General features: G+C 69.0%; 12 protein-coding genes and 1 tRNA gene. 5 read left to right on the plus strand and 8 right to left on the minus strand.

The genetic code is table 11. From position 1 onward, the window contains the following. Positions 1-251: 251 nt before the first annotated feature. Both cysE and MFF01_RS04550 read right to left on the minus strand, forming a co-directional pair. Positions 252-1,115, minus strand: a complete 864-nt coding sequence (gene cysE, locus MFF01_RS04545) for a serine O-acetyltransferase (RefSeq protein ID WP_238222428.1) — start codon at positions 1,113-1,115, stop codon at positions 252-254. Between the two features lie 99 nt (positions 1,116-1,214). Then, on the minus strand, positions 1,215-1,406 hold the full coding sequence (locus tag MFF01_RS04550) for a hypothetical protein (RefSeq protein WP_238222430.1): 192 nt from the start codon (positions 1,404-1,406) through the stop codon (positions 1,215-1,217). 736 nt (positions 1,407-2,142) lie between these two features. Between MFF01_RS04550 and MFF01_RS04555 the strand changes: the two genes are divergently transcribed. Next, positions 2,143-2,218, plus strand: a tRNA-Ile gene (locus MFF01_RS04555). A 732-nt stretch (positions 2,219-2,950) separates the two neighbouring features. Then, a complete protein-coding gene (locus tag MFF01_RS04560; RefSeq protein WP_238222432.1) occupies positions 2,951-4,081 on the plus strand; it encodes an alginate lyase family protein in 1,131 nt (376 codons plus the stop codon). Between the two features lie 64 nt (positions 4,082-4,145). Here the strand turns inward: MFF01_RS04560 and MFF01_RS04565 are convergent, their stop codons facing one another. Then, complete coding sequence (locus MFF01_RS04565; protein WP_238222433.1) at positions 4,146-5,246, minus strand: SPL family radical SAM protein; 1,101 nt, start codon at positions 5,244-5,246, stop codon at positions 4,146-4,148. A 276-nt stretch (positions 5,247-5,522) separates the two neighbouring features. Here MFF01_RS04565 and dinB point away from each other — a divergent pair, with 276 nt between their 5' ends. After that, complete coding sequence (gene dinB, locus MFF01_RS04570; protein ID WP_238222442.1) at positions 5,523-6,629, plus strand: DNA polymerase IV; 1,107 nt, start codon at positions 5,523-5,525, stop codon at positions 6,627-6,629. 127 nt (positions 6,630-6,756) lie between these two features. Here dinB and MFF01_RS04575 read toward each other — a convergent pair whose 3' ends face one another. Continuing rightward, positions 6,757-7,644 carry an MBL fold metallo-hydrolase gene (locus tag MFF01_RS04575; protein WP_238222445.1) on the minus strand — a complete coding sequence of 296 codons (888 nt, stop codon included), beginning with the start codon at positions 7,642-7,644 and terminating at the stop codon, positions 6,757-6,759. Between the two features lie 244 nt (positions 7,645-7,888). Here MFF01_RS04575 and rmf point away from each other — a divergent pair, with 244 nt between their 5' ends. Continuing rightward, positions 7,889-8,065, plus strand: coding sequence for a ribosome modulation factor (gene rmf, locus MFF01_RS04580; protein ID WP_238222447.1), 177 nt, complete (start codon positions 7,889-7,891; stop codon positions 8,063-8,065). A gap of 7 nt (positions 8,066-8,072) precedes the next feature. Here rmf and MFF01_RS04585 read toward each other — a convergent pair whose 3' ends face one another. Together MFF01_RS04585 and MFF01_RS04590 are read right to left on the minus strand one after the other, a co-directional pair. Beyond that, positions 8,073-8,957 carry an NAD(P)H-hydrate dehydratase gene (locus MFF01_RS04585; protein ID WP_238222450.1) on the minus strand — a complete coding sequence of 295 codons (885 nt, stop codon included), beginning with the start codon at positions 8,955-8,957 and terminating at the stop codon, positions 8,073-8,075. A 9-nt stretch (positions 8,958-8,966) separates the two neighbouring features. After that, complete coding sequence (locus MFF01_RS04590) at positions 8,967-9,758, minus strand: histidine phosphatase family protein (RefSeq protein ID WP_238222451.1); 792 nt, start codon at positions 9,756-9,758, stop codon at positions 8,967-8,969. Positions 9,759-10,069: 311 nt separating this feature from the next. Between MFF01_RS04590 and MFF01_RS04595 the strand changes: the two genes are divergently transcribed. Beyond that, entirely contained in the window at positions 10,070-10,579 is a 510-nt protein-coding gene (locus MFF01_RS04595) for a ferritin-like domain-containing protein (RefSeq protein WP_238222453.1), read from the plus strand. Positions 10,580-10,872: 293 nt separating this feature from the next. Here MFF01_RS04595 and MFF01_RS04600 read toward each other — a convergent pair whose 3' ends face one another. Then, positions 10,873-11,769, minus strand: coding sequence for an alpha/beta fold hydrolase (locus MFF01_RS04600; RefSeq protein WP_238222455.1), 897 nt, complete (start codon positions 11,767-11,769; stop codon positions 10,873-10,875). 1 nt (position 11,770) lies between these two features. Further along, positions 11,771-12,784 (minus strand): SDR family oxidoreductase, encoded by a 1,014-nt coding sequence (locus MFF01_RS04605; RefSeq protein WP_238222457.1) that lies wholly within the window; start codon positions 12,782-12,784, stop codon positions 11,771-11,773. Positions 12,785-12,880 lie beyond the last annotated feature (96 nt).

Raw genomic sequence — 12,880 nt, forward strand, 5'->3', positions numbered from 1 at the left:
CCCGACGCGCGTCCACCTTCGTGATGATTGATGGAGCCCCGGATCGCGACGTCGTTTCGTTGTGGGGCGAGCGGATTTAGCTTCGTAAATCGCCGCCGGTCAACGAAACACTTTTCTATATTTTCTTTGATCCGGAGTTGTGGTTGCCTTCGATTGCCGGCTTACGGCAATGTCTGTTTCCGGCACTCATCCGTGAAGAGTTTTCGCCTCTTAATGTCTGCCGTCGCGGAAGCGGCAACCGGACGGTTGTTTCAAATCCCATCGCCGAAGAACTGGTCCATGCTGAGGGCGGGGGCTTCCGCGGTTTCGATCCGCGACACCACCCGCGCCGGCACGCCCGCCACGGTGGTGTGCGCCGGCACGTCGTGCAGCACCACGGCCGCAGCAGCGACCTTCGCCCCCTCGCCCACCCGGATGTTGCCGAGCACCTTGGCGCCGACGCTGAGCAGCACGCCCCGCTCGATCTTGGGATGGCGGTCGCCGCTCTCCTTGCCGTTGCCGCCGAGCGTCACTGATTGCAGGATCGAGACGTCGTCGGCGATCACCGTGGTCTCGCCGATGACGACGCCCGTGGCGTGATCGATGAACACCCCCGAACCGATGCGCGCGGCGGGGTGGATGTCGGCCCCGAACACCTCCGAGATCCGACTCTGGACGTGGAGGCTCAGGGTCGCCCGGCCCTGGTGCCAGAGCCAGTGGGCCACCCGGTAGCCTTCGAGGGCGGCGAGCCCCTTGTAGAACAGGAACGGGTCGAGATAGCGCCGGCAGGTGGGATCGCGCTCGCGGATGGCGACGAGGTCGCGCACCGCATGGGCCCCGGCATACGGGTCGGCCTCGAAGGCGGAGAGGCAGAGGTCGCGCATGGAGAGGCGGGCGAGGTCGCCGTCGCCGAGCCGGTGGGCGAGCCGGTACGCGAAGGCGTGGGAGAGGCTGGGCTGGTCGAGGATCGTCGCCTGGATGATCCCGGCGTAGAGCGGTTCCTCGACGATGGCCGCCTCCGCCTCGCTCCGCATGGCCCGCCAGACCTCGGCTTCCGCCGTGGTGTGGCTGACGCTACGCAGGGGCGGCCGCGTGAGCCCGGCGCGGGCGATGCCAGCCTGGAGGGCGCTCGACATTCGATCTGGTCCTTCAGCGGAAGGTGGGATGGGACGGGATGCGCTCGGGACAGGCGGTCGTCGCCGATGCGACCCGCCCTGCCCCGACCGGGTGCCGGATCAGGCGATGCGGGTGAACAGCGAGGCGATGTAGCCGATGAGGATCCCGTGCCCGGCGAATTCCACGTCCACGGCGAAGGGCTCGCCCCGTCCGGAATGGATGCCGACGACCCGTCCGGTGGCATGGCGCCAGATCCCCAGCGCCTCCGCAACGTCGAGCCTCGCGAAAACAACCTGATCGCCCTGAGCCATGCTGTCGTCTCCCTGATGGCCGGTTCCCTGGAGCGGTGCCGGGCCGGGGTGCAAGTTTCTATTTCGTCGTTGTTCTGTGGTTCTGTATGCTATAAGTTCGGGTTCATGAAGTATATATTTCGTATTTGATTTGATTATACGATGAATGCCATGCATTGGAAAGACATGCCCGACGTCTTGGTGTTCGGTGTGTCATGTCTTGCGAGCCCCGCTGGTCCGGAGCAGGCGCCTGCGCCCGGCGACGAGGACGCGACGTCCCACCTCGAGCGGCCTGGACGGCACGAGAAGGGTGCATGTTCGGGAGACGAGGCCGTTGAGGGCGCATGAGGACGCGATCCATGTCGCCGCGGTTCCATCGGGGCGCCGGTCGGTCGAGGCGGCTGGCTGCGAACGGCGAGGTGCCCAGGGACCGGGCGCCCCCTCGCGGCAACCCGTTCATCAGCGCGGATGACGATCGGGCGATCGCCGTCGATGACGCGCCCGCGCCCCTATGTGGTGGCGGGTAAGGCAGACGGGTGGTTCGGCCCAAGGCGCCTGAACCGGTCCACACCCAATCCGGAGGCGCCATCGCCATGCCCCTGCGCCCGCAGCGACGATGCGATCGGTTCGCGTCGCTGTGCTTCGACCCCTCGGCAGGGTGGGAGTATCAGCCCGTGGCGAAAGGTCGAATCCGCCCGGCTCAGACCTCGAACGCGCTGGACGAGCGACCCCATTCCCCTTTACGAACATGCGCGTGGGGCCTGTAGCTCAATGGTTAGAGCCGACCGCTCATAACGGTCTGGTTGCAGGTTCGAGTCCTGCCGGGCCCACCAATTTTCTGAATGACGCCCCCGCGAAGTAGGCAAGGCGCACCGGCGGGCGGTGATGCTTGCGGCCATGAATGTGTTCTCATCGGTGTCGGAGCTTTGCCAAAAAAATAGAATTAAGGCTGAGTGAAAGATGCGGTGGCAATTTCGTCTTGGTGCGTCAGGATTGATTCGAGTATCGCAAGATGAATTGAGGTTCTCGGCATCTTAACGCCCTGTTGCGTAGGCCGAGCTCCCGCTCCGCGCCGAGGAGGCTCGGGTACGATCGTGCTTGGATGCTTGTGACTTCGACAGCGTGCATCCGGTCGCCTGTAAGGTCTGTCTCGGAGGCTAGCGTTGAGGGCGGCTTGGCGCGGGCCACCGCCCTGCCGAAGAGTTCGTTCCTTGTCGGTTCGGAGGATTGAAGCTGCCTTTGCCGTGCGCCCCCACCGGCTCGTGGGTTCGGTGGCAGACGAATGCGTGCGGTTCTCCGAGGACAAGGCCGGGGAACCGCTCTATAGGCGGGTCGCCCGCAGCGTCCGGATTTTCGCCGACGACACGGCTGGCACTTCGGGCCGGATTGTCTGGCAGTATCCTTCCATGAGTCGAGCGAGATTTATTCAGATGTCGCCTGCGCCTCGGTCCACGATGGCCACGGTTCCGCGCGTAGCCCGTTTGGCGTCGCCGACATTCACGGGCCGCATGATCCGAAGGTTCGCGGGCAGGTCGGTGTCCATCCTTGTCCTGGGTCTGGTCGCGATGTCGGGCCCTCTCGCCGGGCCTGCGGCGCCGATGCGCCACCCGGGGGCCTTGAACGCGCGCGAGCAATTTGCCGGCGTCGCCCAGGCGGTGCGACAGGGTCGGCAACCGTGGGCGGCATCCTTCGCACGGCTGCGGGCCAACGCCCACGACGATCCTGCTTATACCCCGCGACCGGTCGCGGTTCTGGTGCGGGGGGCAGCGCCCGGGCAGCCGGCCGAGAATTACGCTCGCCTCTTCAACGATGCCGCCGCCGCCTACGCCCTTGCCCTCGACTGGCGGCTGACCGGTGATACACGCCGCGCGGCCACCGCCGCTGCGATCCTGAACGCCTGGGCGAGCACGCTGACGACGATCACCGGAACGTCGGACAAATACCTCGCCTCCGGGCTCTACGGTTACCAGCTCGCCGTCGCGGCCGAGACCCTTCGCGACTTCTCCGGCTGGCAGGCCCAAGATCGCGCCGCCTTTGCGCGCATGCTGCTCGGCGTGTTCGCGCCGATGAACGAGGCGTTCCTGGCACACCACAACGGCGCAGCCATCGATCACTACTGGGCCAACTGGGACCTCAGCAATGTCGCCGCGCTGGTGGCGATCGGCGTCTTCACCGACCGGCGCGACCTCTACGAGCGCGGGCGCGACTATTACCTCAACGGTCCAGGCAACGGCGCGATCCTGCACGCGGCCTGGAAGACGTATCCCGGCGGCCTCGCGCAGTGGCAGGAAAGCGGGCGCGACCAGGGGCATACGCTCCTGGGCATCGGCTTGGCGGGCACCCTCTGCGAGATCGCCTGGCAGCAGGGCGATGACCTGTTCGGGGCCTACGACAACAGGCTGCTCGCCGCCGCCCGCTACGTGGCACGCTACAACCTGGGCGGCGAGGTGCCCTATACGCCCTACACGAACAGCGACGTGACGCAGCCGGTCATCTCGGACAAGGGCCGTGGGGAGATCCGGCCGATCTGGTCCCTGCTGGTCGGACACTACGTGCAGCGCAAGCATCTTGCCGCGCCGGAACTCGTCCAGGCGGCGACTCAAGCCGGTCCCGATGGTGGGGGCGGTGATTACGGCCCCAACAGCGGCGGGTTCGATCAGCTCGGCTACGGCAGCCTGACCTTCACCGTGCCGTGACGGGACCTGCGGGCGCCTCGCCTCTGGTTGCAATTCGGGGTCTGCCCGGCCCACCGGCCGCCCATCAGGTCCAGTAGAGGATCCTGGCGGCCGGCAGATGCCTTTGCAGCATGTCCTGGAGCGATGCGCGAAGGGAGCGCATCGTCTCGATGGGATAAACGAACTTCGTCGAACCGAACTTCGTCAGTTTCCGGGTGCGGGCCGCCTCGTCGAGGTCGAGGTCGCTGCCGGGGTACCAACCCTGCAGCACGGTCTTCGAGGCGGGCGTGAACCGGTGGGTGATGAGTTCCGCCGTCAGATCGAGGTCGGGAATGCCCGCCAGGGACGCGGCGGCGCGGGCGAAGAGATCGTCGTAGCCTGCGGGCGAGTCGGCGAAGGGTTGGATCGGCGCCACCGTGAGCCCGACCCGGTATCCGTCGCGAGCCAAGCGTCCGAGGGCGTCGAGGCGGGCCTGGAGCGGGCTCGTGCCCCCCTCGTAGCGGATCAGGGCTTCTGCGTTGACCGACATGCGCACCCTCACCCGCCGGCCATGCGGCAGGCCGATCAGGGATGACACGTCGCCGAACTTGCTGGTGAAGCGCAGCTGCACCGGGGCGTCCCAGCGCCCGAAGAACCGCACGGCTTCCGATAGGCTGCCCGTCACATGCTCGATGCCGAGGGGATCGGCATAGCACGAGGCCTCGAAGGTGGTGCCCTCGTGCGCCCGCTCCGGGGAGGCCGAGGTGACGCTGCCGCCGCCGAGATGCTCGGGCAGGACGGCGAGGATCTCGTCCACGTTCGCGTAGGCCCGCGTGATCGGCGGCCCCGCAAGCGAGCCCGCGAGATAACAGTACTGGCAATGGGCGTGGCAGCCCTCGGCGAGGTCGAAGCGCCAGTCGGCCGAGGGCGGGATCGGCTGCAGTCGGCGCTTGCTCGGCGGCGCCACCACCACCGCGAGGGTCGCCTTGGCGGCACGATAGGCGGCGCGCGGGTCAAGATCCTTCGGCAGGTTCAGGCGATCGCCGGCCAGTTCCACGACCTCGGCGCCGAGGGCGGCCGCGCGCTCGGCCATCGCACGCCCATGACCGAATCCCCGCGCCGCCCGGGTGATGAGCACCTGGCGGGGACGCCACAGGCAGGACCGGGGGGCTGCGGGGGCGGACAGCGGTGACGGGGATGAGGCCATGGGGCGGCGCCTGTTGGAGGGGTCGTCACGGAAGGGCGCGGTCTTGAGGCCGGAGGTTCCCTGGACAACGCCGGTCTGGGGCGCGGGTGCCGCCCGCTCGCTGAGCGAAACCGCCGCGCCCGTTCCCAGCCGGTCTGCCCGGATGCGGCGCGGGGAAATGGGGACGGACGAATCCCGGACGGGATGGGGCGACGGGTGATCTTGACCGCCGCGGCGCGATCCTCAAGAACGGAACAAAGATCGAACGAAGCGCCGCGCCCAGGGTGCGAGGCCAGGATGCCGAACGACGCCGCGACCACGACCGGGGCCGCCACGCCCGTCCGCAAGATCATCCACATCGACATGGATGCGTTCTACGCATCGGTCGAACAGCGCGACGATCCGAGCCTGCGCGGGCGGCCCCTCGCCGTCGGCGGCTCGCGCGAGCGCGGCGTCGTCGCGGCGGCGAGCTACGAGGCGCGGGTGTTCGGCGTGCGCTCGGCCATGCCGTCGGTCACGGCCCGCCGGCTCTGCCCCGACCTCGTCTTCGTCAAGCCGCGCTTCGAGGTCTACAAGGCGGTCTCGGCCGAGATCCAGGCGGTGTTCGCCGAACACACGCCCATCATTGAACCGCTCTCCCTCGACGAGGCCTATCTCGACGTCACGGAGAATCTGAAGGGCTTCACCACCGCCACCGAGGTCGCCCGCGCCATCCGGGCCGAGATCCTGGCCCGCACCGGCCTCGTCGCCTCGGCGGGGGTGTCCTACAACAAATTCCTCGCCAAGGTCGCCTCCGACTACCGTAAGCCCGACGCCCTGTTCGTCATCACCCCGGCCATGGGGCCGGCCTTCGTCGAGGCCCTGCCCATCGGGCGCTTCCATGGCGTCGGCCCGGTCACTGAAGCCAAGATGAAGCGCCTCGGGATCCTAACGGGCGGCGACCTCAGGGCCCGGTCCCTTGCCGAGTTGCAGGCCGCCTTCGGCAGTTCGGCGGGCTACTACCACGCCGTCTGCCGCGGGATCGACGAGCGGCCCGTGCGGGCACACCGCATCCGCAAGTCGGTGGGGGCGGAGAATACATTTTCCGACGACACGACGGAGTTCGCCGTTCTGGTGGAACGGCTGCAGCCCATCCTCGACAAGGTCTGGGCAGCCTGCGCGAGCAAGGGCGTCGCCGGCCGCACCGTAACCCTGAAGGTGAAGTTCTCGGATTTCGAGCAGATCACCCGGGCGCGTTCCCTCGCCACCCCCGTCGGCAGCCGGGATGCTCTCGCGCAGATCAGCCTCGGCCTGCTGCGCGACGTGTTTCCCCTGCGGCGCAGCGTGCGCCTCATCGGCGTGTCGCTCTCGGGCCTTCAGCACGGGGCGGCCGAGGCGCCGCGCCAGCTCGGCCTTGCGGTCTGAAGCATCGTCCCGAAGAGTGGCCGCCGGCTTTCGGGAAAAGCCGATGCGAAAGCAGGAACTTCGAAGCATCGTCCCGAAAGGTGGCCTCCGGCTTTCGGGGCGGACGATGCTCCGGCCGGAGCCGGGATCACGGGTCGGGATAGGCCGAGCCGTCCTCGGCCGTGGCGGGCGCCCCGATATACCGGCTGTGCTCCGGGACAGCGACCCGCTCGAAGTCGCGGGCGAGGACCTGGAGGGCGTCGCGCAGGGCCGCGCCTTCGAGAGGCCGCCCGTGGCCGGTGATCGCCCGCTCCGGCTCGAGGGCGGCGAGGGTCTTCACGGAAGCATGGGCGGCGGGCCAATCGACGGTGAAGTACATCGGCGGTCCGTGCAGCTCCGGCTCCTGCACGGCGACGGCATAGGCCGATTCCTGCGCGGTGGTCACGAAAGCGTCGCCAGCGATGAGGCTGCGATCCGCCTCGCGCCACAGGGCGACCTGGCCGACGGAATGACCCGGGACGTGGATCCAGCGCCAGCCCGGCATGGGCGGGACCGCGCCGTCCTCCGGCAGCGTCTTCAGCCAGTCCGAGACATCGACGGGCGCACGCGGGTAGAGGGGCGAGAGACGCGCCATGAGACCGCCGCCAACCTCGGGGGCCGGCTTCGGATAGGCGGCGGAGCCGTCGAGGTAGGGGCGCTCCAGGGCATGGGCCCAGACCGGCACCTCCCAGAGTTGCGCCAGATCGCGAAGGGCGCCGACATGGTCGAAATGGCCGTGCGTGAGCACGATGGCGGCGGGCCGCGCCCCCTCGCCGAAGCGCCGGGCCGCCGCCGTCACGATGGCCGCCTTCGATCCGACGATGCCGGTATCGACGAGCACCCACCCGCGATCGCCCGCGCCGGGAGGGCCGTAGAACACGACGTTCACGATGGCGTGGCGCTGGTAGGCGAGGTCTTGGGTCACCGCGTGGGTGCCGTCCTCGCACAAAGGCGTCTCGATCACGGCCTCCGGTGCCACCGGAATCTGCTGGGACATGGGCGTGATCTCCGAAGTCTTCGCGTCGGATCGTTGTGGTCCGGCCGCTTGCCGCGTCGCTCAGAATAGTCCTGCCCGTGAAATTCGTTCCGGCAGAGAGGATTTTCTGGGATTGAGCTTCGCGGCTACAAATTGATCTATGATAAAGGGCCGGATTTTTGCCGTGCTCGCGGGATCGAGAGGGATCGGGTGTGGTTGATCTGCGTGTCCCAGCCAAGTGCTGGCTTTCCGGGGAGGCACGAGCATGACCCAGTCGCGACCAGCCTTCGTGGACCCGGTCGAGGAGGGCGCCCAGGCCCGCATCCACGGACGCCCCAAGGATGCCTGCCCGTATCCCGCCGGCAGCGAGGAGCGCGCCGCCTGGATGGAAGGTTACGATGGGCTGCCGCGTGACGAGGCGTCGGCTGCGACGGAGCGCTGAGCGCGGCCTACGCGCTGACGCCGGCCAGGATGGCGGGAAGTTCCCCCGGAATCTCGCGGGCGAGGTAGCCGATCCCGCCGTGGCGGCGGCCGAGGCGGCGCCCCGCTTCGCCATGCGCGTAGACGCTCCAGAGCGCCGCCGTCTCGGGGGCGGCCCCACGGGCGAGGAGCCCGACCATGATACCCGCGAGGGTGTCCCCCGATCCCGAGATCGCGAGGCCGACATGGCCGGCTTCGTAGCACCAGGCGCGCCCGTCGGGCGTGACGATATGGGTCCGGCTGCCCTTCATCACCGTCACCGTGCCGAACCGCTCGGAGGCTTGCCGGGCCGCCGCGAGGGGATCGGCCTCGATGGCCTCGCGGTCCTGGCCGAGGAGCTGGGCCATCTCGCCGGCATGGGGGGTGAGGACCGCCGGGCTGGCGCGCATCCGGGTCAGGCCGGGATCGGCGCGCACGGCGATGAGGGAGCCCGCATCGAGAACGAGGGCGGCCTGCGCGGCGCCCCGCACCAGGGCCGTGACCACGGCCTGGGTCTCTGCGTCCTCGATCATGCCGGGACCCGCCAGGACGGCGTCGCTGGAGCCGGCCCGTAGGGCGAGGCCGTCGGCCCCGGCCCTGTCGATGTTGCCGTCCTCCGTTTGGGGCAGGCCGATCACCAGCGCCTCCGGTACGGCGATCCCGAGGGGGATCGCGAGATCCCGGCACACCGCGAGCTGCAGCTTGCCCGTGCCCGCCCGTAGGGCCGCGTTGGCGGAGAGCAGGACGGCCCCGGGCAGGCCGGTGCAGCCCGCCACCACGAGCACGCGCCCGCGACCGTCCTTGCTGTCGCCGCCCGGAGCGGGGAGCGCCATCGCGCGGAGCAACTGCTCGGTGACGGGCGTGACGGTGCTCATGGGAGGTCCCTATCGCGTCCCGCCGCGATGCGGGACCGGCTCGGCGGCGTCGTTGGCGTCGCGTTCGGAGGTAACGGCGGTGCCCTCTGCCTCAAGGGGTGCGACGAAGTTGTAGCGCACGAGGTCGAGGCCGCTTCCCGGCGAGGCATCCGCCGAGAACGCGTATTCGGTCACCCCGCAATTCGCCACGTCGCCCTCGGCGTCGATGGCGAGGATCTCGGCCTCGGTCATGTCCTCGAGCAGATAGCGCAGGCACAGGACGACGACCTGATGCGCGACGATGAGGACGCGCCGGTCGTCATGGTGGAGCGAGATCGTATCGAGGGCGCTGCGCAGGCGTAGGATCACGTCGCACCAGCTCTCGCCGCCGGGGGGACGATGGTAGAACTTGCCGAGATCGGTGCGCAGGGCGGCCTGCTCGGGATGAAACCGTTCGATCCCGGCCCGCGTCAGGCGGTCGAGGATGCCGAACTCCTTTTCGCGCAGGCGCTCGTCCAGGAGGAGCGGCAGGGCTTCCGGAGCGAGGCCGCCCGTGCGCCGGATCGCCCGCGCGGTCTCGACCGCGCGGCGGTAGGGCGAGGCGAGCAGCAGGTTCGGTCGCTCCCCTTTGGGCATGGCCGCGAACCAGTGCCCGAGGGCCTGGGCCTGCCGGTGGCCGAGGGCACTCAAGGGAACGTCGACGTCCCGCTCGGGGATGTCGATCCGCGCCGCACCCGCTGCCTGCGCGGCATCCCGGGCGACGTTGCCGGCACTCTCGCCATGGCGGACGATCCAGAGGCGGAGGGGATGTCTTTGCGGCACGAAGGACTCCAGATGCCCGAGCGGTACGACGGGGCGCAACGCCCCGCGGAGGCCCACGTTCCGGTCACGGCGTCACCCGGCCGGGCCGGCGAGGCAATCGACGCCCCCTCCCCGTGGTGACATTGCGGTCCTGCTGACGGCCGTCATGAAGCAAAAGCGATGCAGCATCATGCGGCGCGGCGTTTTCGTCGGCTGCCCGAAAGATGCGCAACAGGATGCGGCGACCGGCGTTGATTCCAGAATAGCGGGCGAGGGCGAATGATCGTCCCGACGACTTTGTCGAGCCCGAATCATCGTGAGGAATTCAAAACATGACCATTGGTGCGCGTGAGATTTACGTAACGGCCCTGAAGAATACGCATGCCCTCGAGCTGCAGGCGCTGCAGATCATGGAGCGGCAGGTCGAGCGCCTGGAGAATTATCCCGAGATGGCGGCAGCCCTGAGGGCGCATATCGCCGAAACCCATGGCCAGCGCGACCGCCTCGAGGAGGCCCTCGCTTCGCTTGCGGAGAGCCCGTCGGCTCTGAAGGAGGGGTTCCTCGGCTTCGTCGGCAACATGATGGCCTTGGCCCATGTCCCGGCTCAGGACGAGGTCCTCAAGAACGCATTCGCGAACCAGGCCTTCGAGAACTTCGAGATCGCCGCCTACCGGTCCCTCCTCACCATCGGAGAGGCGGCGGGCCAAAGTGCGCATGCGACCGCCTTCACCCAGTCGCTGCGCGAGGAGGAGACCATGGCCAAGACCGTGGCCGATCTCGTCGTCCCAACGACGCAGCGCTACCTCACGCTGACCCTGAGCGGCGGCACCGCGAGCCACTGATATCGGTTTCGGACGGTCACTTCGGGCTCTGCCTCGCAACGGCGTCACGAAACTGACCCAGTGGAAGTCGGAGGAGGCTTGGGCCGACCCCCGCGCTTCCCATTTCGGGAAACGCCGCCCAGGCACCCTTACGGCGGCGCTAACCCAGCGGCGGTAGTCTTTCCGTCGAGCCAAGTTGCGTATCGGCTCGTATCGCGTGGGCACGATCGCTCCGCCAGCCCGTGACAGAATCGGGCGGCAGGGTGGTCGTACCCCGCGTCTTCGGCGTGATCAGCCTCGGGACCCCGCGGCGGCTACGGCAGACGACCGGCCAGTCGATCCACGGCGGCCGCCACCGTATCCTGATGAAAATGATGGAGCATGTGGCCAGCGCCCGGCACCCAGTCGAAGCGGGCCTGCGGGATCGCCCGGGCCGCAAGCGCCCCCTGCAGCGCGTTGTTGACCACGAGGTCGGCGGTTCCGCCGAGGATGCCGACCGGCACCGTGCAACGGGTATAGGACAGGGCGGCGCGGCTCAGGGCCGGCCAGACGCTCAAGGCATCCTCGCCCTCCGCGATCATCCGTTCCGGGCCGCTGGCGAGGGCGAACGGGAAGCTCTTGGCGACGGCCTCCGGCATGATCTGCGGCAGGAAGATCGCGCGCCACAGCAGCGGCAGCAGGGTGGGGTCGCTGGTTCCGGCGAGCAAGGGGCCGATCATCTCCCCGAGACCGGGGGTGAAGCGCGGTCCGAACAGGATCTGTTCGAGACGAATCTCGGGAAAGCACAGGGGTGCGAGGGCGAGGAGGCCCGCCGTCTCTTCGGGAAACAGCAGGCCGTAGCAGAGCGCGACGGTTCCGCCGAAGGAGTGGCCGATCACGATGGGGCGTTCGATTCCGAGGCTCTGCAGCGCCTCGTGGATCAGCGTCGCCTGGCGCCATGGCGAGGCATCGACGAGGCGGTGCCGCGCGCTCAGGCCATGGCCCGGGCGATCCACCGCGATGACGCGGTGATGCCGCGACAGGCGGGGCTCGAGGGCGAGCCACATGTCTTCGAGGGCGAGCAATGTCCCGTGGATGAGCACGAGGGGCGGCCCCTCGCCCGCTTCGGCATAGGCGAGGGAGCGCCCCTCACCCAGGGAGACGGAACGGCGGGGCACGGTCGGATCCGCCATGCGGTCGAGGGCCAGGGGAAGCGAGGCGATCCGGCTCATCTCAGGAACGCCGGCCCCTCGGGCGCGGCGCCAGCAGCGCCGTCGCGGCCAAGCCCAACCCGACGGCGCCGGTCACGAGGGCGAGGGGATGCAGGCTGGCGCGGGTATAGGCGCTGGTCCGCATAACGTAGCCTGGCTGGTCTCCCCTGGTATGGCCGGTCTCGTCCTGCTCCGGGCCGTGCAGGCTTCCCTCCGGCCGGCGCGGCCGGCCGGGCCGCTTCTGCATGGCGACGATGGCCGGGGCGAGGAGATCGAAGGCCCCCGGCGCGAACTCCTTGGTCGCGGCGAAGACCTTGCCGGCGCCGCCGACGAAGACGTCGCGCTGCGGATGGACCGCGCAGTGCAGGATCGCGTGGGCGACCTCCTCCGGCGGATAGACCGGCGGCGGCAGCATCGGCTCCCGGTCCATGTAGTTGCGGGCGCGGCGCGGCAGCGGCGTGTCGATGGAGGTCGGCTTGATCAGGCTGACCGAAACCGGGGCGCCTTCGTGGCGCAACTCCATCCGCAGGGCGTCGGTGAACCCCTTCACGGCGTGTTTGCTCGCCGAGTACATGCCCTGGAACGGGAAGGCGAGGTCGGAGGCGACGCTGCCGACGTTCACGAGGGCGCCCCCGCGCCGGGCGAGGTGCTCGACGGCGACGAGGGACCCATAGATCGTACCCCAGAGGTTCGTCTGCACCAGCCGGGCATGATCCGCGTCGGAGACCTTCCGCAGGGGGCCGTAGATGGTCACGCCCGCGACATTCACCCAGGTATCGAACCCTCCGAAGGCGGCGATGGCCTTTTCGGCGATGGTCTCGACCTCGGCCCGCACGCCGACATCGGCCACCACGGCGATCGCCCGGCCTCCGCTCGCTTCGATCTCCGCCACAATGGCGTCGAGGGCCGCGCCGCTGCGGGCCGCGAGGACCACGCGTGCGCCGTTCTTCGCGGCCATGCGGGCCGTGGCGAGGCCGATCCCCGAGGAGGCCCCCGTGACGACGATCGTCTGCTCGTTGAGGGCTTTGTGTTTCATGGGATCCTCCGGGCCGGGCGTGAAGATCCCTGCGCGTCGGGGAGCCTACGCATGGGCGGCGAGGGCGTTGCACAATGAGGTGGCCTGCGCGCAATT

This window comes from Methylobacterium adhaesivum (assembly GCF_022179065.1).
GTDB lineage: Bacteria > Pseudomonadota > Alphaproteobacteria > Rhizobiales > Beijerinckiaceae > Methylobacterium > Methylobacterium adhaesivum.

Bases quoted from the DNA above. Each gene is read 5' to 3' on its own strand.
- MFF01_RS04605 (WP_238222457.1), bottom strand. From the start codon at position 12,784: ATGAAACACAAAGCCCTCAACGAGCAGACGATCGTCGTCACGGGGGCC.
- dinB (WP_238222442.1), top strand. From the start codon at position 5,523: ATGCCGAACGACGCCGCGACCACGACCGGGGCCGCCACGCCCGTCCGC.
- MFF01_RS04565 (WP_238222433.1), bottom strand. From the start codon at position 5,246: ATGGCCTCATCCCCGTCACCGCTGTCCGCCCCCGCAGCCCCCCGGTCC.
- MFF01_RS04585 (WP_238222450.1), bottom strand. From the start codon at position 8,957: ATGAGCACCGTCACGCCCGTCACCGAGCAGTTGCTCCGCGCGATGGCG.
- MFF01_RS04575 (WP_238222445.1), bottom strand. From the start codon at position 7,644: ATGTCCCAGCAGATTCCGGTGGCACCGGAGGCCGTGATCGAGACGCCT.
- MFF01_RS04560 (WP_238222432.1), top strand. From the start codon at position 2,951: ATGTCGGGCCCTCTCGCCGGGCCTGCGGCGCCGATGCGCCACCCGGGG.
- MFF01_RS04600 (WP_238222455.1), bottom strand. From the start codon at position 11,769: ATGAGCCGGATCGCCTCGCTTCCCCTGGCCCTCGACCGCATGGCGGAT.
- MFF01_RS04595 (WP_238222453.1), top strand. From the start codon at position 10,070: ATGACCATTGGTGCGCGTGAGATTTACGTAACGGCCCTGAAGAATACG.
- cysE (WP_238222428.1), bottom strand. From the start codon at position 1,115: ATGTCGAGCGCCCTCCAGGCTGGCATCGCCCGCGCCGGGCTCACGCGG.
- MFF01_RS04550 (WP_238222430.1), bottom strand. From the start codon at position 1,406: ATGGCTCAGGGCGATCAGGTTGTTTTCGCGAGGCTCGACGTTGCGGAG.
- rmf (WP_238222447.1), top strand. From the start codon at position 7,889: ATGACCCAGTCGCGACCAGCCTTCGTGGACCCGGTCGAGGAGGGCGCC.